This window comes from Nocardia neocaledoniensis (assembly GCF_003182135.1).
Taxonomy (GTDB): Bacteria; Actinomycetota; Actinomycetes; order Mycobacteriales; family Mycobacteriaceae; genus Nocardia; species Nocardia neocaledoniensis.
Genome location: NZ_QGTL01000009.1, coordinates 239,916 through 263,597 on the forward strand (window position 1 = coordinate 239,916; position 23,682 = coordinate 263,597).

Annotated in this window: 19 protein-coding genes, 1 tRNA gene and 1 pseudogene; 11 read left to right on the forward strand and 10 right to left on the reverse strand. The window is 70.5% G+C overall.

Annotated features, from left to right (window positions below; genetic code table 11):
• Nucleotides 1-54: 54 nt before the first annotated feature.
• From egtA to egtD, 4 genes and pseudogenes are all read left to right on the forward strand, one after another.
• Entirely contained in the window at nt 55-1,335 is a 1,281-nt protein-coding gene (egtA, locus tag DFR69_RS23535; protein ID WP_110039782.1) for an ergothioneine biosynthesis glutamate--cysteine ligase EgtA, read from the forward strand.
• 55 nt (nt 1,336-1,390) lie between these two features.
• The gene (gene egtB, locus DFR69_RS23540) at nt 1,391-2,740 is read left to right on the forward strand and encodes an ergothioneine biosynthesis protein EgtB (protein WP_110039783.1); all 1,350 of its coding nucleotides are present in this window, start codon (nt 1,391-1,393) and stop codon (nt 2,738-2,740) included.
• Nucleotides 2,740-3,168, forward strand: a pseudogene (locus DFR69_RS23545) (class II glutamine amidotransferase); the annotation flags it as partial. The gene egtB and the pseudogene DFR69_RS23545, both read left to right, overlap by 1 nt.
• A gap of 743 nt (nt 3,169-3,911) precedes the next feature.
• On the forward strand, nt 3,912-4,883 hold the full coding sequence (gene egtD, locus DFR69_RS23555; RefSeq protein ID WP_110039784.1) for an L-histidine N(alpha)-methyltransferase: 972 nt from the start codon (nt 3,912-3,914) through the stop codon (nt 4,881-4,883).
• Between the two features lie 3 nt (nt 4,884-4,886).
• Here egtD and DFR69_RS23560 read toward each other — a convergent pair whose 3' ends face one another.
• The 7 genes from DFR69_RS23560 to DFR69_RS23590 form a co-directional block, all read right to left on the reverse strand.
• On the reverse strand, nt 4,887-5,225 hold the full coding sequence (locus DFR69_RS23560; RefSeq protein ID WP_186817396.1) for a hypothetical protein: 339 nt from the start codon (nt 5,223-5,225) through the stop codon (nt 4,887-4,889).
• Nucleotides 5,226-5,277: 52 nt separating this feature from the next.
• Nucleotides 5,278-5,922: a DUF2461 domain-containing protein gene (locus DFR69_RS23565; protein ID WP_110039785.1), complete on the reverse strand. Its 645-nt coding sequence runs from the start codon at nt 5,920-5,922 to the stop codon at nt 5,278-5,280.
• A gap of 14 nt (nt 5,923-5,936) precedes the next feature.
• Nucleotides 5,937-6,377: a hypothetical protein gene (locus DFR69_RS23570; RefSeq protein ID WP_110039786.1), complete on the reverse strand. Its 441-nt coding sequence runs from the start codon at nt 6,375-6,377 to the stop codon at nt 5,937-5,939.
• Nucleotides 6,378-6,436: 59 nt separating this feature from the next.
• Nucleotides 6,437-7,042, reverse strand: a complete 606-nt coding sequence (locus DFR69_RS23575; RefSeq protein WP_110039787.1) for a hypothetical protein — start codon at nt 7,040-7,042, stop codon at nt 6,437-6,439.
• A gap of 108 nt (nt 7,043-7,150) precedes the next feature.
• Nucleotides 7,151-8,131 (reverse strand): ribose-phosphate diphosphokinase, encoded by a 981-nt coding sequence (locus DFR69_RS23580; protein WP_110039788.1) that lies wholly within the window; start codon nt 8,129-8,131, stop codon nt 7,151-7,153.
• Nucleotides 8,128-9,618, reverse strand: a complete 1,491-nt coding sequence (glmU, locus tag DFR69_RS23585) for a bifunctional UDP-N-acetylglucosamine diphosphorylase/glucosamine-1-phosphate N-acetyltransferase GlmU (protein WP_110039789.1) — start codon at nt 9,616-9,618, stop codon at nt 8,128-8,130. Before glmU ends, DFR69_RS23580 begins: the two co-directional genes overlap by 4 nt.
• A 92-nt stretch (nt 9,619-9,710) precedes the next feature.
• A tRNA-Gln gene (locus DFR69_RS23590) sits at nt 9,711-9,781 on the reverse strand.
• Between the two features lie 225 nt (nt 9,782-10,006).
• Between DFR69_RS23590 and DFR69_RS23595 the strand changes: the two genes are divergently transcribed.
• Nucleotides 10,007-10,633, forward strand: coding sequence for a TetR/AcrR family transcriptional regulator (locus DFR69_RS23595; protein WP_186817386.1), 627 nt, complete (start codon nt 10,007-10,009; stop codon nt 10,631-10,633).
• A gap of 170 nt (nt 10,634-10,803) precedes the next feature.
• On the forward strand, nt 10,804-11,451 hold the full coding sequence (locus DFR69_RS23600) for a TetR/AcrR family transcriptional regulator (protein WP_110039791.1): 648 nt from the start codon (nt 10,804-10,806) through the stop codon (nt 11,449-11,451).
• A gap of 4 nt (nt 11,452-11,455) precedes the next feature.
• Here DFR69_RS23600 and DFR69_RS23605 read toward each other — a convergent pair whose 3' ends face one another.
• Nucleotides 11,456-12,079, reverse strand: coding sequence for a TIGR03085 family metal-binding protein (locus DFR69_RS23605; RefSeq protein WP_110039792.1), 624 nt, complete (start codon nt 12,077-12,079; stop codon nt 11,456-11,458).
• A gap of 128 nt (nt 12,080-12,207) precedes the next feature.
• On the opposite strand from DFR69_RS23605, the gene mfd reads away from it, so the two are divergent.
• The 5 genes from mfd to DFR69_RS23630 all read left to right on the forward strand — a co-directional run bounded on the left by mfd (nt 12,208) and on the right by DFR69_RS23630 (nt 21,115).
• Nucleotides 12,208-15,819, forward strand: a complete 3,612-nt coding sequence (mfd, locus tag DFR69_RS23610) for a transcription-repair coupling factor (RefSeq protein WP_110039793.1) — start codon at nt 12,208-12,210, stop codon at nt 15,817-15,819.
• Entirely contained in the window at nt 15,819-16,526 is a 708-nt protein-coding gene (locus tag DFR69_RS23615; RefSeq protein ID WP_110039794.1) for a nucleoside triphosphate pyrophosphohydrolase, read from the forward strand. Before mfd ends, DFR69_RS23615 begins: the two co-directional genes overlap by 1 nt.
• Nucleotides 16,527-16,673: 147 nt before the next feature.
• Nucleotides 16,674-17,153, forward strand: coding sequence for a pyridoxamine 5'-phosphate oxidase family protein (locus tag DFR69_RS23620; protein WP_233000704.1), 480 nt, complete (start codon nt 16,674-16,676; stop codon nt 17,151-17,153).
• Nucleotides 17,154-17,157: 4 nt separating this feature from the next.
• The gene (locus tag DFR69_RS23625; protein WP_110039796.1) at nt 17,158-17,733 is read left to right on the forward strand and encodes a TerD family protein; all 576 of its coding nucleotides are present in this window, start codon (nt 17,158-17,160) and stop codon (nt 17,731-17,733) included.
• 82 nt (nt 17,734-17,815) lie between these two features.
• A complete protein-coding gene (locus tag DFR69_RS23630; protein WP_110039797.1) occupies nt 17,816-21,115 on the forward strand; it encodes a hypothetical protein in 3,300 nt (1,099 codons plus the stop codon).
• Between the two features lie 84 nt (nt 21,116-21,199).
• Here the strand turns inward: DFR69_RS23630 and DFR69_RS23635 are convergent, their stop codons facing one another.
• Together DFR69_RS23635 and DFR69_RS23640 are read right to left on the reverse strand one after the other, a co-directional pair.
• A complete protein-coding gene (locus DFR69_RS23635; protein ID WP_110039798.1) occupies nt 21,200-22,591 on the reverse strand; it encodes an MATE family efflux transporter in 1,392 nt (463 codons plus the stop codon).
• A gap of 55 nt (nt 22,592-22,646) precedes the next feature.
• Nucleotides 22,647-23,681 carry a PLP-dependent cysteine synthase family protein gene (locus DFR69_RS23640; RefSeq protein WP_110039799.1) on the reverse strand — a complete coding sequence of 345 codons (1,035 nt, stop codon included), beginning with the start codon at nt 23,679-23,681 and terminating at the stop codon, nt 22,647-22,649.
• Nucleotide 23,682 lies beyond the last annotated feature (1 nt).

A 23,682-nucleotide genomic window follows, 5' to 3' on the forward strand; every position in this document is an offset into this window, starting at 1 on the left:
GCGGTCGCACGAGCCCGCGGATTTCCCGGCGGTACCCAGCACGCGGAGGTTGGTATGGCGGTCACCCTCGAACGTTCTTCGTGGCCCGATTCCGCCGCCGACCAGGGCGAACTCTCGTCCAGAGCGGCGGCGGAGGCCTATGTCGGCGGGGTCTGTTTCAAGTTGGGCCCCCCGGCGCTGATCGGCGCCGAACTGGAGTGGCTCACCGCCGATCCACTCGGTGCGCGCCCCGCCGTCGAGACGCTGGCGCTGGCCCTCGGGCCGCACGCGCCCACCTCGATCGCCCCGGCCTCGGCCGCGGCCGCCCTGCCAGGCGGGAGCAGGGTCACCATCGAACCCGGTGGACAGATAGAACTTTCCAGCGCCCCGTTCGCCGATCCGGCGGTGCTGACACAGAGCCTGCGCGCTGATGCGGCCCGTTTGCGGGACCTGCTCGCCGCCCACGGAATCGGCATGCGCGCCGCCGCGGCGGATCCGGATCGTCCCGCCCAACGAGTCCTTCGGCTGCCGCGCTACGCCGCCATGGAACGCCGGTTCGCCGGCGTCGGCCCGTTCGGCACCCTGATGATGTGCAATACGGCGGCCACCCAGGTCAGCGTCGACGCGGGCGCCGATCCCGAGCAGGTGCGGGCGCGCTGGACCGCCCTCTACGCGCTCGCTCCGGCGCTGATCGCCGCCTTCGCCTGCTCGCCGCGGTTGCACGGCGCGCCGCCGGGCGACTGGGCATCGCAGCGGATGCGTACCTGGTTGCGGCTCGATCCCTCGCGTACCCGTCCGCCCGTGGCCGACTGGGCCGATCCGATCACCGCCTACGCGCACTGGGCGCTGGACGTGCCGCTGCTGTGCGTGCGCTGCACCGATCACGATGCCGACTGGTCGCCACCGCCCGGCGCCACCTTCGCCGACTGGCTGTGCGGCGCCCTCGACGACGAGGTCGGCCGCCGTCCCACCCGCGCCGACCTCGACTATCACCTCACCACCCTGTTCCCGCCGGTCCGCGCCTCCGGTCATCTCGAGGTGCGCTACCTCGACACCCAGCCCGACGACAGCTGGACCACCCCGATCCATCTGTTCGACGCGCTGCTGTCGACACCGGCGGTCGTCGCCGAAGCCACCGCCCTGGCCGCTCCGGTCGCCGGCGAGTGGCTGCTCGCCGCCCGCTGCGGGCTCACCGACCCGGCGCTGCGCACCGTCGCCACCGACCTGCTCGAGCTGGGCCGCGAACACGCCCGATCGGCCGCCGCCGCACAGGAATTGGCCGCGGCCGCGCGCCGATGTCGCCGCGGCCTGCCCCCGGGCGCCGCGTCGCGGCACAACGGGAACGGGGCCGGATGACCGCGCCGAAGCGCCCGCGATCGACGTCGCCCCACTATCTTTCGGAGCCGAACTCATGACTCGTCCCCCTTCGACCGACCATCGCGACCGCGACCGCATGCGGGAACGGATCGCCGAGGTGCTCGACCGGGCGCGCGCCCGCACGACCTCGCTCACCGACGCCGTCGACGAAAACGACCTCGTCGCCCAGCATTCGCCGCTGATGAGCCCCCTCGTCTGGGATCTCGCGCACATCGGCAACCAGGAGGAGCTGTGGCTCGTCCGCGATGTCGGTGGCCGCGAGGCGGTCCGCGCCGACATCGACGAACTCTACGACGCGTTCAAGCACGCCAGGGCGAATCGCCCCGCGCTGCCGCTGCTGAATCCCGAGCAGGCGCGCGGGTATGTCGGCACGGTGCGCGAGAAGGTCTGGGACGTCCTGGGTTCCAGTGACCTGGCCGGTGATCCGCTGGTGGACAACGGTTTCGCGTTCGGCATGATCGCCCAGCACGAACAGCAGCACGACGAGACCATGCTCGCCACCCATCAGCTGCGGCTCGGCGCGCCCGTGCTGTCCGCGCCGCCCGCGCCGCCCGCGCCGTCCTCGCCCGTGCCGGTCGGTGGCGAAGTCGTCATCCCGGCGGGCGAGTTCCTGATGGGCACCTCCGCCGACCCGTGGGCCCTGGACAACGAACGACCGGCGCATCCGGTGTACGTGCCCGGTTTCGCCATCGACGTGGCACCGGTGACCAATGCGCAGTACCTCGCCTTCCTCGATGACGGCGGCTACGAGCGTCCCGAGCTGTGGTCGGAACGCGGCTGGGCGCACCGGCAGGAGGCCGGGCTCGTCGCGCCGCAGTTCTGGGAGCGCGACGGCGATCGCTGGACCCGCCGCGCGTTCGGGGTCCGCGCTCCGCTGCGGCCGAATCAGCCTGTCGTGCACGTGTGCTGGTTCGAGGCCGAGGCCTACGCGCGCTGGGCGGGCAAGCGGTTGCCGACCGAGGCCGAATGGGAGAAGGCCGCCCGTTTCGATCCCGCCACCGGCGCGTCCCGGCGCTATCCCTGGGGCGAGGACACTCCCGACGACCTCCTGGCCAACCTGGGCCAGCGCCACCTCGAGCCCGCCGACGTGGGCGCCTACCCGGCCGGTGCGTCGGCCACCGGTGTCCACCAGCTCATCGGCGACGTCTGGGAGTGGTGCTCCTCGGGTTTCGAGGCCTACCCCGGCTTCCGTGCCTTCCCGTACCGCGAGTACTCCGAGGTCTTCTTCGGCGGTGACTACCGGATCCTGCGTGGCGGCTCCTTCGGCACCGACGAGGTGGCCTGCCGCGGCACCTTCCGCAACTGGGACCACCCGATCCGCAGGCAGATCTTCGCCGGGTTCCGGCTGGCCCGCGACCTCCGACCGGAGGAAGTGGCCGCCTGATGTGCCGTCATCTGGGCTATGTGGGGCCGCCGGTCGCGGTCGGCGAGCTGATCGCGCGCGGCCCGCACTCGCTCTACGCGCAATCCTGGGCGCCCAGGGAGATGCGGCGTGGCGGCACGATCAATGCCGACGGGTTCGGCGCGGCCTGGTGGCGCCGCGCCGAGGTGGGCATCGACGGTGCCCGCGAGGCCGTCACCCGCTACCGCAACGCCGCGCCGATCTGGACGGACCCGGCCGTCGCCGAGGTCCTCGGCCAGCTGGAATCGCGCGCCGTCCTGGCCGCCGTGCGCTCGGCGACGGTCGGCATGCCGATCGAACGCGCGGCCTGCGCGCCGTTCGTCGACGAACACTGGGCCTTCAGCCACAACGGCGTCGTCCCCGACTGGCGCGCGACACTGCCGCTGGTCCTCGCCGACCTGGACGAGATCCTCACTCCCGCCGCGTCGCCCGTTCCGCCGCGCGGCATCGACGGCTTCGACCCCGACCTGCCCTCCGAACCCCTGCACACCGACCCGGAGACCGCCGCGTCGGTCGACTCGCAGGGCGCCGACTCTCCGGTCTGGCACGAGCCTGGCCTTCTCTCGGCGGACCGGGCCCAGCGACGGGGTGGACCGCCCGAACAGGCCGGATCGTCGCCCGACACCGCCGGGTCGCCGACCCGGAACGGGTCTCGCGACCATTCCCCGCAGCCGCCGGGCGATGTCGCGCGACCGCCGAATCGCACCGGCCGGCCGCCGAAAGCCGCAGGGCGGCAGGACAGCCCCGCCGTCGCGCCGGTATTCGGCTCACCCGCGGCCCTCCTGCAGGCCGAATCGCTGACCGATTCGGCCGCGCTGTGGGTCCTGCTGCGCGGCCTGTTGGGCGCCATCACGCCGGACGGACCGGTCCGCTCGCCCGGTGACGCCCTGAGCCTGCTCGTCGACACGGTCCTGCGATATCAGCCCAGCGCGCGGCTGAACCTGTTGCTCGGCAACGGTGCCGAGCTGTGGGCCACCACCTGCTGGCATTCGCTGTCGGTGCTGGTGGCCGACGACTACACCGTGCTCTCCTCCGAACCGTACGACGACGACCCGCGCTGGCAGCCGGTCGACGATCACCGGCTGGTGATCGCGGGCCCAGGCCACTGCACCGTCACCGCGCTTGCGCTTCCCACCACCGAAAGGGTCCGTTCATGACCGCGCCGCTGCTGGACATCCACCTCACCGACGACGATCTGGCCGCGGCCCTGCGCGCCGACGCCCGCACCGGCCTCACGGCCACGCCGAAGTCGTTGCCGCCCAAGTGGTTCTACGATGCGCGCGGCAGCGAGCTGTTCGAGCGGATCACCGAACTGCCCGAGTACTACCCGACGCGCACCGAGCGGGCCCTGCTGGAGCGCGTCGTCGGCGAGATCGCCGCGGCCGCCCGCCCGGAGGTCCTGGTCGAACTCGGGTCAGGGTCGGCCGCCAAGACCCGGCTGCTGCTGGACGCGCTGACGGCCGAGGGCTCGCTGAAAACCTACGTACCACAGGATGTCTCGACTTCGGCGCTGCGCGGCGCGGCGACCGAGATCGCGCGCGAGTATCCGCAGCTCGGTGTGCACGGCGTGGTCAGCGACTTCACCGACACCCTGCACAACCTGCCACGGGGCGGCCGCCGGATGATCGCCTTCCTCGGCGGCACCATCGGCAACCTGGTGCCCGCCGAACGCGCGGAATTCCTGGCCGGGATCCACGAGGTGCTCGAACCCGGCGAGCTGCTGTTGCTCGGCGCCGGTCTGGTCATCGACCCGGCCGTGCTCGTCCCGGCCTACGACGACGCGCAGGGCGTCACCGCCGAGTTCAACCGCAACGTCCTGCACGTGCTCAACCACCGCCTCGGCGCCGACTTCGACCCCGACCGGTTCGAGCACATCGCGTTGTGGGACGCCGAGAACGAGTGGATCGAGATGCGGCTGCGCGCCACCGCGCCGATGACCGCCACCATCGCCGATCTGGACCTGACCGTCGACTTCGCCGAGGGCGAGCAGATGCGCACCGAGATCTCCGCCAAGTTCCGGCCCGACGGCCTGCGCGCCGAGCTGGCCGAGGCGGGCTTCACGACGGCGCACACCTGGACCGACCAGGACGGTCGCTTCGCCCTGGTCCTGGCCGAACGTCGCTGAGGGCTACAGGTCGAGTTCGTCCGCGAGGTCTTCGCCGTCGATGCGGTCCTCGTCGCCGTCGTCGTTGTCGTAGAGGTCGCCGTCGACGCCGTCGTCGCCGACCACCCGGACGGCGGAGACCTCGGCGGGCCGCTCGTCCTCCGCGACGGCTTCGCGGGCGGCGCCGCGCTCGGTCCACTCCTCGCCGATTTCCTCGCTGATGCCGAGGAAGCCGTCGTCGTCCGCCTCGTGATTGCGGATCACGTAGTCCTCGGGCGGGTCCTCGACGTACCGCTCGTATTCGACGATGTCGTCGGCCTGATCGTCATCGCCCATGTCCATGTCCAGCGGTTCACGGCTCATGACCCCAGTATCGGCCTCGATCCGCGGTCAGTCACGAACGCAACGCCAGCGCTCAGCGGTCGACGCCGGCGAGCACGGCGGTGAACCACTCCACGAGCGGCCGCAGTTCCGTCCACGCGCGCCGGACCTCGGCGGCGGCCGCCGGGGTGCTCAGCCAGTCGGGCGCGCCGAACTCGCGGCTCACGGTGAGCGACTTGTGGCGCAGCAGGTCGATGCGGGGATGGTCGGCCGGGTAGCCCTTGGGCTTGGTCTTGAGGCGGTCGCCGCCGACGACATAGCCCGCCGCGGTCGCCTCGGCCAGGATCGCCTCGAGTTCCGCGCCGCGAACCTCGTCGTCGATCGTGGCGCGCAGCGTGGCCAGGCCCGCGGGCGACATCATGTAGCAGCCGCCCGCGACGAACAGGCCCGCCGCGCCGATCTGCACGTACCAGCCGACCCCGGGGACCGTGCCGGCCACCGCGCCCTGATGGCTCTTGTATGGCGACTTGTCCGCCGAGAACCGCACATCGCGATACGGCCGAAAGATCTTGGCCTGCCCGAACTCCGCCTCGAGCTCGGCGACCAGCGCCGTCATCGGCGCGCGCACCGCCTCGTCATAGGTGCGCTTGCGCGCGGTCCAGAACGCCTTGGAATTGTCGGCTTCCAGATCCTCGTAGAAGTCGAGCGCGGCGAGCGGGAAGCCAGTGAAAGTGTCCATCGGTGTTGCGGTTCTCAGTTCTGTGCGGGGATCAGGTCGGCATCGAAGAAGAACACCCGGATCGCCAATCCGGCAAGCAGCGCGGTCAGGGCCGCCACGGCGGACCAGTACCCGAGCCGTTCACCCCGGGTGTGGCCATAGAGCCCGCAGGCGATCCCGAGCGCACCGAAGATGATGGGGAACAACAGTAGCGCGATCACCGCCAGGACGAACCCGGCCGTCGACCAGGGCTGTTTGTCGGTCTCACCCCCGGTCGAGCCGACGTCGGGCGGTAGGCCGCGATAGGCGACTTCGGGACGACCGGACTGGGTCGACCGCTCCGCTCGCGACGCGTCCGCCGTCGGCTCATCCCGCAGGGAGTAGGACGTCGACGGGCGCTCGCGCTCCGCACGCCGCTCGTCCTCCGGCTTCGCGTGCCGCGGCCGGTACTCGCCGGGCTCGTCGGGAGTGCTCATCGAAACCTCCTGGATGGGGCGATTCCTCGGCTACCGCATCCAGTATCGCCCCGCTCCACTCATTCGATGTTGAAGGCGGCGATGAACAGCACAACGAGGAGCACGGCCAGCGCGGCGACGACGGCGTTGGCGATCGCCGCCCATTTGCCCATCTGCTCGCCCTTGTGGTGGGCGACGACGCCGAGCACGATGCCGGTCGGTGCGGTGAGCAGGATCGGCAGGCCACACATCATCGCCCCGCCGAAGATCGACGCCGCGACACAGCAGAAGCTCAGGATCGACATGATCGGGGTGTTGTCGGCGTACCCGTACCGCGGCTGCGGCCCCGGCGGGGGAACCTGCGCCGGATAGCGCGGCGCGCCGTAGCTCACCGGGCCGGGGACCGGATAGACGGGCTGATACACCGGTGGCGGCGGCGGGTACGGCGGCAGCTCGACCGGCGGCGCGGGCCGCTCGAGCCCGGCCCACGGCGCCTCGGCCCGCGCCGGACCCGGCGGCGGCGTCACCGGCGGGGCGGGCGGCGGCTCGACCGGCGGCGGCTCGACCGGCGGCAGCTCGCGCGGGGGCAGGTCGTCGGTCCACATCTTCTGGGTCGGCTGCGCGGGCGGCGCGTCCTGCGGCCGGTCCTTGCCCAGCTCGACCCGCCGTTCCGGTTCGTTGTCCATGGTGTCCCCCTCCGATGCCCTGGCCTCCATGACTACCACGCCCCGGCCCCGCGGACCAGAAACGGCCCCTCAGCTGCTGCCGAGGGGCCGTTCCTGGTGGATGTCAGCTCACGCGTTGCCGTTGAACAGCCCGGTGACCGAGCCGTTCTCGAAGACCTCGCGGATGGTGCGCGCCAGCAGCGGCGCGATCGACAGCACGGTCAGCGTGGGGAACTTCTTCTCCTCGCTGATCGGCAGGGTGTTGGTGATGACGACCTCGCGCGCGCCGCAGTTGGCCAGGCGCTCGGCGGCCGGGTCGCTCAGCACGCCGTGCGTGGCGGCGATGATGACGTCACCGGCCCCGGCCTCCTTGAGGACCTTGACCGCGCCGGCGATGGTGCCGCCGGTGTCGATCATGTCGTCGATCAGCACGCAGGTGCGGCCTTCGACGTCACCGACGACGCGGTTGGACTTCACCTGGTTGGGCACCAGCGGGTCGCGGGTCTTGTGGATGAACGCCAGCGGCGTGCCGCCCAGCGAGTCGGCCCACTTCTCGGCGACCTTCACGCGGCCCGCGTCGGGGGAGACGACGGCCAGGTTGTCCGAGGGGTAGTTGGTGCGGATGTACTCCGAGAGCTGCACCAGCGCGTGCATGTGATCGACCGGGCCGTCGAAGAAGCCCTGGATCTGATCGGTGTGCAGGTCGACGGTGATGATGCGGTCGGCGCCCGCGGTCTTGAGCAGGTCGGCGACGAGGCGGGCCGAGATCGGCTCGCGGCCGCGGTGCTTCTTGTCCTGGCGCGCGTACGGGTAGAACGGCAGCACGGCGGTGATGCGCTTGGCCGAACCGCGCTTGAGCGCGTCGATCATGATGAGCTGTTCCATCAGCCACTGGTTCAGCGGGGCGGGGAAGCTCTGCAGCACGAAGGCGTCGGAACCGCGCACCGACTCCTCGAACCGCACGAAGATCTCGCCGTTGGCGAAGTCGCGCGCGGTCTGCGGGGTGATGTCGACGTCCAGTTCCTTGGCGACCTGCTCGGCCAGCTCAGGATGTGACCGGCCGGCGAAGAGCATCAAGTTCTTCTGGTTGTCGATCGAGAACGCGGTCACTGCTGGTTGCCATCCTTTTGCTCGATTGTCTGATCAGACGTCTCGTTTGCCGCGATGGCCTCCGCCGCCGCGCGCGCCGCAGCGGTTCCTGGACGGTAACGCTGCACCCAGTTCTCAATGATGCGCTGTGGCCCACCTGACACCGCCAGTGCCCCCGGTGGAACGCTCCTACGCAGTACAGTACCCGCCCCGGTATAGGCGCCGTCACCCACGGTGACCGGGGCGATGAACATGGTGTCGCTACCGGTCCGCACATGGGAACCGACCACGGTGTGGTGCTTGTTCACGCCGTCATAGTTGACGAAAACGCTGGAAGCGCCGATGTTGCTGTACTCGCCGATCGTCGCGTCACCGACATAGGTCAGGTGCGGGACCTTCGAGTGCGCGCCGATCGACGCGTTCTTGGTTTCGACGAAGGCGCCGAGTTTGCCCTCGTCGCCGACGACCGTGCCCGGCCGCAGGTAGCTGAACGGGCCGATGGTCGCGCCGTCGCCGATCTCGGCGCGCTCGCCGTGCGTGCGGACGACGCTCGCGCCGGCGCCGACGACCACGTCGGTGAGCGTGGTGTCCGGCCCGATCTCCGCGTCCTCGCCGATGTGGGTCTCGCCGAACAGCTGGGTGCCCGGCCGCAGCACGGCGTCGCGGCCGATCCGCACGCTCGCGTCGATCCAGGTCGTCGCCGGGTCGATGATGGTGACCCCGGCGCGCATGTGCCGCTCGAGGATGTACCGGTTCAGGGTGGCGCCCGCCTGGGACAGCTGCACCCGGTCGTTGACGCCGGTCACCTTGTTGGAGTCGATCAGCCGCGCGCCGTGCACCGGATGCCCGGCCTCGCGGGCCAGCCGCAGCACATCGGTCAGGTACAGCTCGTGCTGGGCGTTGGCGGTGGACAGCCGCCCGATCATGGTGCGCAGCACCGAGGCGTCGAAGGCGTAGACGCCGGAGTTGACCTCTTTGATCTTGGCCTGGGCGGGTGTGGCGTCGGCGTGCTCGACGATCTCGGCGACCTGACCGTCCTCGTCGCGCACGATCCGGCCGTAGCCGTTGGCGTCGTCGGGGACGAACGTGAGCACGGTGACGGCGGGCCGCTCGGAATAGCTGCGGTGCTCGTCGAGCAGGGCCGCGAGGGTGTGCCCGTCGAGCAGCGGGACATCGGCCGAGGTGACCAGCAGGTCGCCGTCGAAGTCCGTTGGCACCGAGCCGAGCGCGCACTGCACGGCGTGGCCGGTACCGAGCTGCTCCTCCTGGACCGCGCAGACGATCTCGCGACCGAGTTCCTTGCCGACCTCGCCGACCGCGGCGGTGACCTTCTCGCGGTCGTGGCCGACGACGGTGATCAGGTGCGTCGGATCGATCTCCGCGGCGGCGTGCAGCGCGTGCGAGAGCATCGAGCGACCGGCCAGGGGATGCAGCACTTTCGGGGTCTTCGACCGCATTCGCGTCCCAGCACCTGCTGCGAGAACGACGACGGCGGTCTGCGGTGGCATGGATCTCCCTCGGCTGCCTGTCAGCGAGTGTGCTGTGGCGGGTTCGGTCGGTGATGGTGCGGGCCGACGATACGTCACTGTGTGTCCGTGTGCTCCGCCGCCAGGACTCGAACCTGAACTATCTGAACCAAAATCAGAGGTGCTGCCATTACACTACGGCGGATCGCCACACCAGTGGGCCGTCAGAGCCCACCACTGTGCTACGGCACGGCCATGATCCTCGCACACGATCCACCGAAGCGGCGAATCTTGCCGCTGCCTGTCGCGGCCGCCGTCAGGGCCCGTTGTTAGCCTTCTGGAACGCACGTACAGATCTCGTGAACCGAATCGTGGAGAGGCGGGGGACTACATGTCGTCTACGGAGTCCGGGCGGACCAGTAGGCCGAGGATGACGGGTACGCAGCGGCGGCAGCAGCTGATCGAGATCGGTCGCGCGTTGTTCGCCGAGCGCGGGTATGACGCGACATCGATCGAGGAGATCGCGCAGCGCGCCCAGGTCTCCAAGCCGGTGGTCTACGAGCACTTCGGCGGCAAGGAGGGCCTCTACGCGGTGGTCGTCGACCGCGAGATGTCGATGCTGCTGGACATGATCACCTCCTCGCTCACCCGCAATCGCTCGCGGGTACGGCTCGAGCAGGTGGCCCTGGCGCTGCTCACCTACATCGAGGAGCGCACCGACGGTTTCCGGATCCTGGTCCGCGACCAGCCGGCGGTGAACGCCGACGGACGGTATTCGAGCCTGCTCAACGAGGCTGTCAACCAGGTCGCGCATCTGCTCGCCGGCGATTTCGCGCGCCGTGATCTGGACACCGAGCTCGCCCCGCTCTACGCGCAGGCGCTCGTCGGCATGGTCTCGACCGCCGCGACGTGGTGGCTCGACGAGCGCACGCCGCCGAAAGAAGTGGTCGCGGCGCATCTGGTGAATCTGTGCTGGAACGGATTGAGCCACTTGGAAGCCGAACCGGGCCTCAGCTCCGAATGGAATACCGGGCAGTCGGGCGCGTCGACGGGGTAACCGGACGATTGCGTCCGCTGCCTCGGCGAATCCAGGATTCGGCTGCCGTGTGTCGGCCTGGTGGTACGGTTCACCCATCCTTTTGGGTGCTGCCGGGCGGTATGTCGATCAAACTTCTTCGATGTCGGTCTACTTCAGGATGGCTGGATTTTGGATGACAGGCGGATCTGATGGCTAGGCAAGCGCGCGCGGAGATCACCCGCGACTCGGTTCTCGCAGGCGCTGCCGATGTCTTTCTCCGTTTGGGCTACGCCAACGCGAGCCTCAGCGAAATCATCGCGCAGTCCAATGTGACCAAGGGCGCCTTGTACTTTCACTTCGGCTCCAAAGAGGAGCTGGCGCGGGCGGTGGTCGATCAGGGCAACGAGCGCCTCGTCGGTTCCTGCCAGGGATTCTTCGATTCCCGGGTGCCCGCGCTGGAGGCGTGCATCGGCATCACGTATGTGGTGGCCGACCTGTCGATGAACGATCCGATGGTCGGGGCGATGCTCAAGCTCACCCACCAGATCGGTGACTACCGCGGCGCCGCGGGCGACAACATCGCCAAGGTGTGGAGCGAGACGTACCGGGTGCTGGCCGAGCGGGCCATCGCGCAGGGCGATCTGCACGCCGACCTCGATGCCGAGATGGTCGGCCTGCTGCTGCACGAGCTCACCGCGGGCGTGCACATCGTGGCCGTCGGCACCGAGTCGATGGATCAGATGGCGGCCAGGATGGAACGCGCCTGGTACTTCCTGCTGCCCTCGATCGTGCCGACGGAGAAGCTGTCGTACTTCCGCGGGTTCGCGGCGCGGCGCCTGCGCCGCTACGTGGTCTAGCCGGTCAGACGCTGCGGTCGGTGGCGAGCACGGCGCGCACGTCCGCGTCGGCGCCGCTCGCCTCGATCCGCACCTCGTCGCGCCCGAACGCGTGCAGCAGCAGCTCGGAGGGCTTGCCGGTGAGCACCACCGGCTCGCCCGCCCCGCGATGGGCGGTGATCCGCTCGCCGGCCGGGTTCGCCAGCACGAGGGCGACCGGTGACTTGCGATAGGACCCGCGCGCGATCGCGCGCAGCGCCGACCACAGCCGCGCCTCGTCGGCGGGGGCCAATTCCCGTGGCTCCCAACCCGGTTCGGCCCTGCGGACGTCCTCGTGATGGACGAACATCTCGGTGAGATTGGCGAACGCGTCGACGGGGCGCAGCGGCGACCACCACGGCGGGCCGGTGCGGACCAGCTCGGCCAGCTCGGCGAACGGCCGCTGCGCGATCTTGTCCTGCGCCGCCTCGAGGTACCCAGCCAGCGGCTTGACCAGGATGCCCAGCGAGGCGTCGGGGCGGCGTTCGCGAACCACCAGGTGCGCGGCCAGGTCGTGCACCGTCCAGGTGCCGCACAGCGTGGGCGCCGACGGCCCCGCTTCGATCATCGTCGCCACCAGGGCGTGGCGTTCCCGCTGAGCCAGACTCACGACCTCGACGGTACGCGCGCTCGGCGGCGATCGCCGCCCTGAGGTGGGAAAGGAGGCGTGCGGAGACGTGTCGGAGCCGGTGATTAGACTTCGACGCGGAACATCCCGTCTGCGTATCAGGAGCGTTCATGTCCTCCCTTCGTCCTCCGCTCGCCGGTCTGGCCGAGGCGGCTGGGGGTGACGCCGCGCTGCGGACGGTTGCCGACCTGGTCGGCAAGTCCGGGGTGGAGCTGGTCGCTCCCTCGGCGGTCCGGCCGTTCGTCGCCCAGACCATCGCCGCGCAGCAGCCGCTGGTCGTCGTCACCGCCACCGGCCGCGAGGCCGACGACCTGACGATCGAGCTGACCGAGATGCTCGGCCCCTCGGTGGCGCAGTTCCCGTCCTGGGAGACGCTGCCGCACGAGCGGCTCTCGCCCGGTGCCGACACGGTGGGCCGCAGGCTCGAGGTGCTGCGCAGGCTGGCCCACCCCGACGACCCGGTGTATCCGGAGCCGCTGCGGGTGGTGGTCACCACCGTGCGCTCGCTGATGCAGCCGATGACGGCCGGTCTCGGCGACATCGAACCCATCGTGCTGCGGGTCGGCACGGAATCCGATTTCGACGAATTGCTCGCCCGCCTGGTCGAATTCGCGTACACCCGGGTCGACATGGTCGGCAAGCGCGGCGAGTTCGCGGTACGCGGCGGCATTCTCGACCTGTTCCCGCCGACCGCCGATCATCCGGTGCGCGTGGAGTTCTGGGGCGACGAGGTCACCGAACTGCGCCCGTTCTCGGTGGCCGATCAGCGTTCGCTGGGCGAGCAGACCGTCGAGACCCTCGTCGCGCCGCCGTGTCGCGAGCTGCTGCTCACCGAGCCGGTGCGCGAACGCGCCGCAGCCGTGGCCGTCGACAACGCGGCCGACGCCGCCCTGGTCGAGATGCTGGACAAGATCGCCGAGGGCATCCCCGTCGACGGCATGGAGGCCCTGCTGCCGGTGCTCGCCCCCGGCAAGCTGAGCCTGCTCACCGAGGCGCTGCCCGCGGGCACCCATCTGCTGCTGTGCGATCCGGAGAAGATCCGCACCCGCGCCGCCGATCTCGTGCGCACCGGCGAGGAGTTCCTCGAGGCCTCCTGGACCGCCGCCTCGTTCGGCAGCGACGCGCCGCTGGGCGCGCACGGCCTCGACCTGGCGGCCTCGGGTTACCGCAACCTGCCCGAATTGCACAGCAGCGCCGACGAACTCGGGCTGCCGTGGTGGACGCTGAGCCCGCTCAGTTCCGGCGATCCGGTGGAGGTGAACCTGCCGGTGCTGGCCGGTCCCACCGCGCGCGGGTCCGAGGAACTGGTCGCCACCATCTTCGCCTCACTGCGCGCGCATGTGGCCACGGGCGGGCGCGCAGTCGTCGTCGTCACCGGTCACGGCACTGCCCAGCGCGTCCTGGAACGGTTGGCGGATGCCGAGGTGCCCGCGGCGGCGCTCGACGCGGGCGCCGTGCCCGAGGCGGGTGTTGTCGGCGTGCTGTGCGGCTCCCTGCACGACGGCCTGGTCTTCGACGACGCGGGCCTTGTCGTCGTCGCCGAATCCGACCTCACCGGCAACCGGGTCACCGCGCCCACCGAGGGCAAGCGACTGCCCGCCAAGCGCCGCAACCAGGTCGACCCGCTGGCCCTGTCCGCGGGCGACATGGTGGTGCACGACCAGCACGGCATCGGCCGCTTCGTGGAGATGATCGAGCGCACCGTCGGCGGCGCCCGCCGCGAGTACCTGGTGATCGAGTACGCGCCGAGCAAGCGCGGCCAGCCGGGCGACCGGCTGTTCGTGCCGATGGAATCGCTGGACCAGCTCTCCCGCTATGTCGGCGGCGAACTGCCCAGCCTGTCCAAGCTCGGCGGCTCCGACTGGGCGAACACGAAACGCAAGGCGCGCAAGGCCGTTCGCGAGATCGCGGGCGAGCTGGTGCAGCTCTACGCCGCCCGGCAGGCCGCGCCCGGCCACGCCTTCGCCCCGGACACCCCGTGGCAGCAGGAGATGGAGGACGCGTTCGCGTTCACCGAGACCGTCGACCAGATGACCGCCATCACCGAGGTCAAGGCCGACATGGAGAAGGCCGTCCCGATGGACCGCGTGGTCTGCGGCGACGTCGGCTACGGCAAGACCGAGATCGCCGTGCGCGCCGCGTTCAAGGCCGTGCAGGACGGCAAGCAGGTCGTGGTGCTCGTGCCGACGACCCTGCTGGCCCAGCAGCATCTGCAGACCTTCACCGAGCGGGTCGCCGGGTTCCCGGTGACGGTGAAGGGGCTCTCGCGGTTCACCGACGCGGCCGAGTCCAAGGAGATCATGGCCGGGATGGCCGACGGCACCGTCGACATCGTGGTCGGTACCCACCGGCTGCTGCAGACCGGCGTGCGCTGGAAGGACCTCGGCCTGGTCATCGTCGACGAGGAGCAGCGCTTCGGCGTCGAGCACAAGGAGCACATCAAGGCGCTGCGCACGCACGTCGACGTGCTCACCATGTCGGCCACCCCGATCCCGCGCACCCTGGAGATGAGCCTGGCCGGCATCCGCGAGATGTCGACCATCCTCACCCCGCCCGAGGAGCGTCATCCGGTGCTCACCTATGTGGGCGCCTACAACGACAAGCAGGTCACCGCCGCCATCCGCCGCGAGCTGATGCGCGACGGCCAGGTGTTCTACGTGCACAACCGGGTGTCCTCGATCGACAAGGCCGCCAAGCGGATTCGCGACCTGGTGCCGGAGGCCAGGGTCGTCGTCGCGCACGGCCAGATGAACGAGGATCAGCTCGAGCGCACGGTGCAGGGTTTCTGGCAGCGGGAATACGACGTGCTGGTGTGTACCACGATCATCGAGACCGGCCTCGACATCTCCAACGCCAACACCCTGATCGTGGAACGCGCCGACTCCCTGGGCCTGTCGCAGCTGCACCAGCTGCGCGGCCGCGTCGGCCGTTCACGCGAGCGCGGCTACGCCTATTTCCTGTACCCGCCGGAGAAGCCGCTCACCGAGACCGCCTACGACCGGCTGGCCACCATCGCGCAGAACTCCGACCTCGGCGCCGGCATGGCCGTGGCCATGAAGGACCTCGAGATCCGCGGCGCGGGCAATGTGCTCGGCGCCGAGCAGTCCGGGCACGTCGCGGGGGTCGGGTTCGACCTGTACGTGCGGCTGGTCGGCGAGGCCGTCGAGGCGTATCGGGCAGCGGCCGACGGCAAGCCGATCGTCACCGAGGAGACCAAGGAGGTGCGCATCGACCTGCCGGTGGACGCGCACATCCCGCCCGACTACATCGCCAGCGACCGGCTGCGCCTCGAGGCCTACCGCAAGCTGGCCGCCGCGCACGACGACACCGAACTGGCCGCGGTGGTGGAGGAACTCGTCGACCGCTACGGTCCGCTGCCGGTGGAGGTGGGACGGCTGGTGTCGGTGGCGAAGCTGCGCCTGCTCGCCCGGTCCTACGACATCGCCGAGATCGTGGTCACCGGAACGACACTCAAGCTCGCGCCACTGTCGCTGCCCGACTCCAAGCAGCTGCGGCTCAAGCGGCTCTACCCCAGCGCCACCTACCGCGCCGCCAGCGGTCTGGTGCAGCTGCCGCTGCCGCGCGTCACCGACAGCGTCGGCGCCGACCGGGTCCGCGATGTCGCCGTGCTGCAGTTCGTGGCCGATCTGCTGCTGGCGCTGGACGGCAAACCGCAAGGGCTGGTGGATCTCTCGGTGGCGACGGAAGCGACGCCGGTCTGATGGGCGAGCCGAGCGAGGCCGCCGACACCGCCGTGGTCGCGGCGGGCCTGGCCGGCGCGGTCGAGGTGATGGACCGGCTGTGGAACTTCGGCGGCTGGGAGACCACCCAGACCCACGACTCGCTGCGCCCGTACCTGCTCGAGGAGACCTACGAACTGCTCGACGCCATCCAGACCGGCGACTACGAGACGATCAAGGAGGAACTCGGCGACCTGCTGCTGCAGGTGCTGTTCCACTCCCGGATCGCCGAAGCGGCAGGCGAATTCACCGTCGAGGAGGTGGCGGCGACGCTGGTGGACAAGCTCGTCCACCGGAGCCCACACCTCGTCGCCGCGGATCTGCCCGCGGGCACCTCGGTGACCGACAAGATCGCCGCGCAGGAAAAGGCTTGGGAGGAGCGCAAATCCGCCGAGAAGTCGCGCCGCTCGTGCCTGGACGGCATCGCCATGGCCCAGCCCGCCCTCGCCCTGGCGGAGAAGGTCCGCGCGCGCAGTGCGCGCGCCGGTCTGCCCGACGACCTGATTCCCGACACCCTGCGCGTGATCGAGCTCGGTGGACCGGAATCCGCCGAGGAACGGCTGCGCAAGGCCACCCTGGACTTCGCGGCCGCGATCCGGGCCGCCGAGGACGCCGCGGAAACCGCACGTGGGGAGCGGCTCCCGCTGTCCGCGCGGGAGTGGCGGGAGTTTTGGTTACCGGTCAGCTAACGGCCGGTCTGCGGCTGAGACGTTGCTGAGATCTGACGGACAATCGTGCGCGAGCCAGCGGGCAAGTGGCACACCGCTTTAGACTCGGGGTGGGCTCGCCGTCCGACGGCGTGCGCAGGATGTCCGACGATCGTCGAGGTGAGGTAGATGGCAACAGAAGTCGAACCGGCAGGGCAGGCGAACATGACTGATCATCCCGAGCTCGACGTGTTGCCGGTGTGGCCACAGGAGACCATCGCGGTGCTGGTGACGACCGATCCGGCCCCGCACGCCATCCCGGTGTCGTGGCCGGTCCGCGCGGGCGACCGGCGGATCCTGATCAGCCTCAAGTCCGACCGCGGCTCGCTGGCCCGGCTGCGGGCGCAGCCGGAGGTGGCGCTGCTGATCCTGGGCGGTGGCAATGTCGCGCTGTGCGCGCGGGGCCGGGCGAAGGTGATCGCCGAGCAGATGCCCGACGCCCAGGACTACACCGCGGTGCAGCTGGACGTCGACGTGATCGACGATCACCGGCAGTCGGCCTTCGCGGTGGATCGCGGGATCCAGCGCACGGTGCTCGACGAAACCGAACTGCGTGCGCTCGAAGGTCGCGTCGAGACGCTGCGCTCCTGGACCGAGAAAGGAAACTGAACACATGACCGTCACCCTCGCCAAGGGCGGCAACGTCTCGCTGTCGAAGCAGACCGACAATCTCACCAAGGTGGCCGTCGGTCTGGGCTGGGACGTGCGCACCACGACCGGCGCCGATCACGACCTCGACGCCAGCGCGCTGGCGACCGGCGCCAACCTGAAGGTGCTCTCCGACCAGCACTTCGTCTTCTACAACAACCTGCGCTCGCCGGAGGGCACCATCGAGCACACCGGTGACAACCTCACCGGCGCGGGCGACGGTGACGACGAGGTGATCAATGTCGACCTCGCGGCCACGCCGCCGACGATCACCAACATCTTCTTCCCGGTGTCGATCCACGACGCCCAGGCCCGCGGCCAGTCCTTCGGGCAGATCCGCAACGCCTACATCCGCGTCACCGACGCCAACACCGGCGTCGAGCTGGCGCGCTACGACCTGTCCGAGGACGCGTCCACCGAGACCGCGATGGTCTTCGGCGAGCTCTACCGGCACAACAACGAGTGGAAGTTCCGCGCCATCGGCCAGGGCTACGCCTCCGGCCTGGCCGGCATCGCCAGGGACTACGGCGTCAACATCTAGGCGTCCGCCGCTCGCGCGCCGGTGCGCTCGAGCGGCGAAAGTCGGTGGTCCGCGATGACGACGGCGCTGTACGCTGCCCGGCGTGAACAACAGGGGGAAGCGGCTGCTCGCCGACGTCGCGGAGCTTTCGGTGCCCGAGCGGCGCACGGTGTTCGCGCGTACCGCGCGGGATCTGGCGGGTTCGGGTGAATTAGCGGATCTGCTCCGTGAGCTGTCTGCCGAGGGACGCTATGGCCTGTTGACGGCGCTCGGAATGGCAGTCGTCGCCGGTGATCGCGGGTACCTGCTCGAGCAGCTGGATTCCCCCGATACAGAGTGTGCCGGGCGGGCATTGAGCGCGCTGGTCCGGCTCGGCGTCGAACCCGACGTGGTGCTGCCGAGGTTGCCCCGGCTTTCCCAGCGAAACAGGCGGGGTCTGTGGCGCGCGATCGGCCGGACAGATCGGCAGCCACTCGCGGACGCGCTGCTCCCGGCCGTGCGCTTCGCGTTCGGTGACGCCGAAGCCGCGCGGTTGCTGCCGGGGTGTTCGGCCGCCGTGGTCGCCGAATCGCTCCCCGAGCTGGCCTATGCGGTGCCGAACTGGACCAGGCTGTGTCGTCGGCACATCGAGATCGTCTTCGGCCAGGTCGAAGCGATCGAATCCGGTGCCGGACCGGACGAGTGGCGGCAATGGTGGTCCCGGCTCACGAAGCAGGTCTCGATCGCGGTCGACCACGATCCGGCCCGGCTGCTCGCCCTCGCCGGCCGAGCGATCGAATACGTGCCGATCGCTGGGTTGCAGCCGGTGGCGGGCATTTTGGCGCGGTACGACGCGGAGGCCGTCCATCGGCTGATGGTGCATCCCAGTGGGCGTGGCAGTGGTCTTGCGGGCCCGGTCGTCGTGCGGGCGATGCGGCGGCTTTCCGATGAGCGTCTGCGTCAGCTCTTCGAAGCCTGGCCCGCCTCGGCCCGGCAGCGTTTCCTGCGAGCCGTCCCGCCGTCGCGCCGCGCGGCGATCGCCACGCCGCTGCTGCTGCGGCCCGGAATCGCGCCTGCCGCTGTCGATGCCGCCGTGCTCGACGCTCTGCCGGTGCGGGAACGCACAGAGGTGGTCAGGGAGTTGCTCGGCCGACCAGGCGGCGCCGAGACGCCGGCGGTCGCGGACCTGCTGACGGCCAGGCTGCCTTGGCCCGATGCCGAACCCTCGCTGGCACGAGCCACCCGCAGCCCCGACGCCGACGACCGGGCGCGCGCCTACCCTTTGCTGGTGACAGCGGCGGCGGGAACGCGGGACCCCGCCGTGATCGGTGAACTGCTCGAATCGCTGGCCCGGCTCCGCAACGAGCAGGACCCGGTGCGGTCCAGCGCCCTGCGGGCCGTCGCCGCCATCCCGCCGTCGTTGTTGAGGCCCGCGCACGTGCCAGCGCTCGAACAGCTGGCCACCGACGCGTTGCAGGCCAGGGACCGTTCGTATCAGACCTCGCGCATCGTCGGCGAGCTGGCGCACACCCTGCTGACCCGCTGTGCGCACACCGGTGACCAGGCGTTCACCGACAGCGCGCTGCGCATCATCGCCGGGCTCGCCGAAGTCCACCACCGCCCTGACTTCTACGGCCTGCACCGCGACCTGCCGCGCGGTGCCGAGCGGCTGTTGTTCGCGGCGCTTCGTGAGCGGCTCCGTGCTGACGCGGATCGGGGAAAATGGGATCTCACGCTCGCGCTCGCCGCGGGGTTGGCGCACCGCGCACACAACGTCCCCGAACTACAGCAGCTCGTCCTGCGGGCGTGCACCGCCTCCGACGACCACACGGTGTGGACGGCCGTCACGCTCGCGCTGGACCACGCGCCCACCCGCGACACCCACCTCGACGACATGCTGCACCGCGACCGCTCGCTGATCGCGCTGCCCGTCGTGCAGGGCATCGTCGGCCGTCGTCGCACCGACCTGCTCGACACCCTCCTCAACGGGTCGACCTCGGGCCGGTTCGTCCCCGATCGGATCAGGGCGGTCCCGCTGTTCCTGTCCGGATTCGATCGTTGGTCCCCGCATCAGGTCGACCATTACGCGCGCGTGCTCGACGGTCTTGCCCGGTCTTCCCAGGCCTCGATCGCCGAGCGGGCGTCGGCTGTCGGCAAGCTCGGCCTGCTGCCCGGCAGCTTCGACCGGCTGGTCCGCTATGTCGACTCCGACGACATCACCGTCGCCGAAGCCGCGCTCACCGCGCTGGGGCGCAGCGATGAACCAGACCGCGCGCTCTCGGTGCTGTCTCGGCACGTCGGCGACGATCGTGCCCGCGTCGCGGTTCCCAGCATGGCATCTTGCGCTCGCGCTATGCCCGCGGACCAGCTCGGGGAAGTCCTGGCCGTGCTGCTCGAATCGCCGAAGATCACCGCGGGAAAGGAGGGCGTTCGCCTGCTCGCCACCTTGCCCGCGCCGGGCGCGACCGGCGTCATCACAGCACTGTGGCACCGACCCGGCCTGCACCGCGACATCCGCAGGGCGATCGTCTCGGTCGCACCATGGCTGCTGCACACCGAGGGCACGTGGGCCTTCCTCGAGTCGGCCGTGACCGATCCCGACATCGCCGGCGCGGTCATCGGAATCTCGCCGCAGTTGCTGCCCGAACCGCAGCGCCGCCGGTTCGCCGCCTTCGTGCGTGATCTCGTCGCGAGTCCCGATCAGCGCGTGGCGGTGGCAGCGCTCGACGCATTGACCCGCTGGCATCGCTGGGCACCGCCGAATACCGGCGATGTCCTGGTCGACCAGTTGACCGACCTCACCCGGGCCGGAGTCTGGCAGAGCGCGACGCGGGCACTGCTGTCCGCCGTCACCGCCGGTGCCGAGCACGCCCCGGTCATCGACGCCGTCGACCGGCTCCGGCGCAACGACGCGACCTTCGCGGAGCGCGACCTGCCCGCCCGCCAACGGCTCGCGACGCTCGTGCAGTGGCTGGCTCCCGTCGTGCGCAACCACGATGTGGCCCGCTCGATCGTGGCACCGGTCACCGACCTGCTCGTCGGCGATCCGCTGTGGCACGAGCAGGTCATCGTGCTGCGCCTGGCCGCCGTGCGCTGGACGGAGCCCGAGCGCACGGTCGCCGCGATCGACTCGCTGGCGGCTGTGGCGGTTGGCGCGCTAATCGACCACCCGGGTCGTCGGTTGTCCGAACGCCTCCGGCACGACCTTCACCGAGTTCCCGCCGAGCATCTGCTGCCGATCGCCACCGGCTTGCTCGCCCGCCCCGACCCGAGCACGGCATTGGCGGCGTGCGCGCTCATCGCCGCCTGCGGTGCCCAGTTCGGCTGGGAAGCCCCGTGGCCAGGTCTGCTCGCGGGCTTGCGGGCACACCCGAACGTCGATGTCCGGCGTGCCGCGCACGAGGTGTTCACCGCCCCGGAGTGACAGCGTGCGGCGGGGCGGGGGCAGGCGATCACCAGGCGAGTGACGTCGCCCGGTGATCTCGGCCGTTCGCCGACGCTCACGCGGCTAGTGCGATTGGGTGGCCGGTACCCGCACGGTCGGTGTCGCACTCGCCGCGGTGAGCAGGGCGAAGTACTTGCGCAGCATGAGGAGCGCGGTGGTGGCCAGGCCCGCGGTGAGGCCCCACCACACGCCTGCCGCCTCGAGTCCGAGCGGGAACGCGAACAGCAGGGCCGCGGGCAGGCCGACACCCCAGTAGCCGACCAGCGACAGGCGGAAGCCCGCCGAGGTCTCCTTGAGCCCGCGCAGCAGACCGGTGCCGATGTTCTGCGCGGCGTCGAAGAACTGCAGCACGATGCCGATCAGCAGCAGGGTGTGCGCGATGGCGATGGTGTCGGTGTCGCCGGAGTCGAGGAACGGCGCGAGCACCAGGTCCGGCGCGGCCACGTAGACCACGCCGGTGACCGCCGCGACGATGCCGACATGCCGCAACGCCACCCAGGCCAGGTTCTTGGCGTGCCCGTACTCGTCACGCGAGACCGCATGACTGACCAGGATCGACGCGCCGTGCGAGATGCCGATCGCGACCTGGAACACGATGTAGATGATCTGGTAGACCACGTTGTGCGCGGCCAGCGCCGCGGGCCCGAAGCTGCCCATCACCAGCGCCAGCACCGAGAACATGCCGGCTTCCGAGCCGTAGGTGAGCGCGATCGGGGTGCCGAGGCGCAGTTCCTCGCGCACGATCGACCAGCGCACCGGCCACGGCGTCGAGGGCAGCGTGCGCCCGAGCTGCGCGTCGCGGCGGACCATCACCCAGAACACGCCGAAGGTGATGAGGAAGACCAGCGAGGTCGCGATGCCGACGCCGGTCAGCCCGCACGCGGGCAGGCCCGCCCAGCCGTGGATGAAGGTGAGCGCGAGCACCAGGTTCAACGCCACCGAGCCCAAGGTCACCAGCAGCAGCGCCTGCGGCCGCTGCATGCCGACGGTGTACTGCCGCAGCACCTGGAACCACAGGCAAGGCAGCAAGCCAGGCGCGAGCGCGATCATCATCGGCCGCGCGAGCTCGAGCACGGCCACGTCCTGGCCGAGCCAGGCCAGCGCCCAGCCGAGCCCGATCAGCACGGCCCCGCCGAGCAGACCGGCGATGGTCGCGATGACGAAGGCCGCGCGGACCACGCCGCGCACCTCGTCGTCGGCCGTGTCGCCGCGCTTTCCCGCCGCGCCGAGCGCGCCGGCGATCTGGTTGCCGGTGCCGGTGATCAACCCGACGCACATCGTGCGGATCTGGTTGAACAGCACCAGCGCCAACCCGCCCGCGGCGACCTCGGCCACGCCGAGGGTGCCCATCAGGGCGAGGTTGGTGGTCGAGACCGCGATCTGCGCCAGCTGGGTCAACGCGATCGGCGTTGCCAGCCTGGCCAGTGCGGCGCTGTCGGCCCTGGTCCCGCTCACCCGCTCGCTCCGCGGCGTCGGCGCGGGCGGCTGTTCGTGTAGCGCGCGTTCGCGCTCACCTGACCTCCATCAGTTCGTCGGTGCGCCGCAGCGGCGAATAGCGGCGCAGCAGCGTGGTGACCTCGCATTCGGCGGCGGGATCGAGCAGGTCGCGCGCGGCCATCCAGTCGTCGTCGAACACGGTGTCGAGATACTTCTCGCCACCGTCGCACACGATGGTGACCACGGTCGACCCGGCCGGGAACTCCTCGAGCCGCGTCAAGGCATTGTGCACCGAGCCGCCCGCCGAGCCGCCGATCAGCAGCCCGTGTGTCCTGGCGACGGCGCGCGCGGTGGCGAAGGCGTCCACATCGCTCACCTTCACCCCCTCGTCGAGCTGGGAGTAGTCGACGGCGGTGCCGATGGTCGCGCCGGGCGGGGTGCCGGTGCCGGACTGCCAGTACGGACCGCCCTCGCCGCCGAAGGCGATCGAGCCGACCGGCTCCACGCCGATCACCCGGGCGGGCAGGCCGAGTTCGCGCAACCGGGTCGCGGTGCCGAACAGGGAGCCGCCGGTGCCGACCGCTGAGAGCAGGATGTCGACCCGCTCGACGTCGGCGAGCAATTCCTCGGCCACCGCGTAGTAGCCGACGGCGTTGGCGTCGTTGTTGTGCTGCTCGGTGAAGTAGGCGTCGTCGCGGGCGGCCGCCATCGCCTCGGCGAGATCCTCCCGTGCCGAGGTGGCGAGTTCGTCGTCACCGTCGTCGGCGACGAACACCAGGTCGGTGCCCATGGCCTTCATCGCGCGCAGTTTGTCCTTACAGGCGTGGTTGTCGACCACGGCGGTGAATCGGTAGCCACGTTCGGCCGCGACCACCGCCAAGCCGAGTCCGGTGTTCCCGGACGTCGACTCGATGATATGCCCGCCATCGCGCAGCAAACCCCGCCGCTCCGCGTCGAGCACCATCGAGCGGGCCATTCTGATCTTGGCGGCGCCGGTGGGGTTGAACTGTTCGAGCTTGAGCAGCAACCGGGTGCCGGAGTCGGTGACGGCGAGTTCGAACAGCGGGGTGCGGCCGATCAGATCCGTCACGCGCGTGACGAGAGCCATG

What these genes read in the sequence shown, in the direction of transcription:
- DFR69_RS23615 (WP_110039794.1), top strand. Translation starts at nt 15,819, where the DNA reads ATGGGCGAGCCGAGCGAGGCCGCCGACACCGCCGTGGTCGCGGCGGGC.
- DFR69_RS23620 (WP_233000704.1), top strand. Translation starts at nt 16,674, where the DNA reads ATGGCAACAGAAGTCGAACCGGCAGGGCAGGCGAACATGACTGATCAT.
- DFR69_RS23595 (WP_186817386.1), top strand. Translation starts at nt 10,007, where the DNA reads ATGACGGGTACGCAGCGGCGGCAGCAGCTGATCGAGATCGGTCGCGCG.
- DFR69_RS23625 (WP_110039796.1), top strand. Translation starts at nt 17,158, where the DNA reads ATGACCGTCACCCTCGCCAAGGGCGGCAACGTCTCGCTGTCGAAGCAG.
- egtD (WP_110039784.1), top strand. Translation starts at nt 3,912, where the DNA reads ATGACCGCGCCGCTGCTGGACATCCACCTCACCGACGACGATCTGGCC.
- DFR69_RS23565 (WP_110039785.1), bottom strand. Translation starts at nt 5,922, where the DNA reads ATGGACACTTTCACTGGCTTCCCGCTCGCCGCGCTCGACTTCTACGAG.
- egtB (WP_110039783.1), top strand. Translation starts at nt 1,391, where the DNA reads ATGACTCGTCCCCCTTCGACCGACCATCGCGACCGCGACCGCATGCGG.
- DFR69_RS23600 (WP_110039791.1), top strand. Translation starts at nt 10,804, where the DNA reads ATGGCTAGGCAAGCGCGCGCGGAGATCACCCGCGACTCGGTTCTCGCA.
- mfd (WP_110039793.1), top strand. Translation starts at nt 12,208, where the DNA reads ATGTCCTCCCTTCGTCCTCCGCTCGCCGGTCTGGCCGAGGCGGCTGGG.
- DFR69_RS23640 (WP_110039799.1), bottom strand. Translation starts at nt 23,681, where the DNA reads ATGGCTCTCGTCACGCGCGTGACGGATCTGATCGGCCGCACCCCGCTG.
- DFR69_RS23560 (WP_186817396.1), bottom strand. Translation starts at nt 5,225, where the DNA reads ATGAGCCGTGAACCGCTGGACATGGACATGGGCGATGACGATCAGGCC.
- glmU (WP_110039789.1), bottom strand. Translation starts at nt 9,618, where the DNA reads ATGCCACCGCAGACCGCCGTCGTCGTTCTCGCAGCAGGTGCTGGGACG.
- DFR69_RS23575 (WP_110039787.1), bottom strand. Translation starts at nt 7,042, where the DNA reads ATGGACAACGAACCGGAACGGCGGGTCGAGCTGGGCAAGGACCGGCCG.
- egtA (WP_110039782.1), top strand. Translation starts at nt 55, where the DNA reads ATGGCGGTCACCCTCGAACGTTCTTCGTGGCCCGATTCCGCCGCCGAC.
- DFR69_RS23570 (WP_110039786.1), bottom strand. Translation starts at nt 6,377, where the DNA reads ATGAGCACTCCCGACGAGCCCGGCGAGTACCGGCCGCGGCACGCGAAG.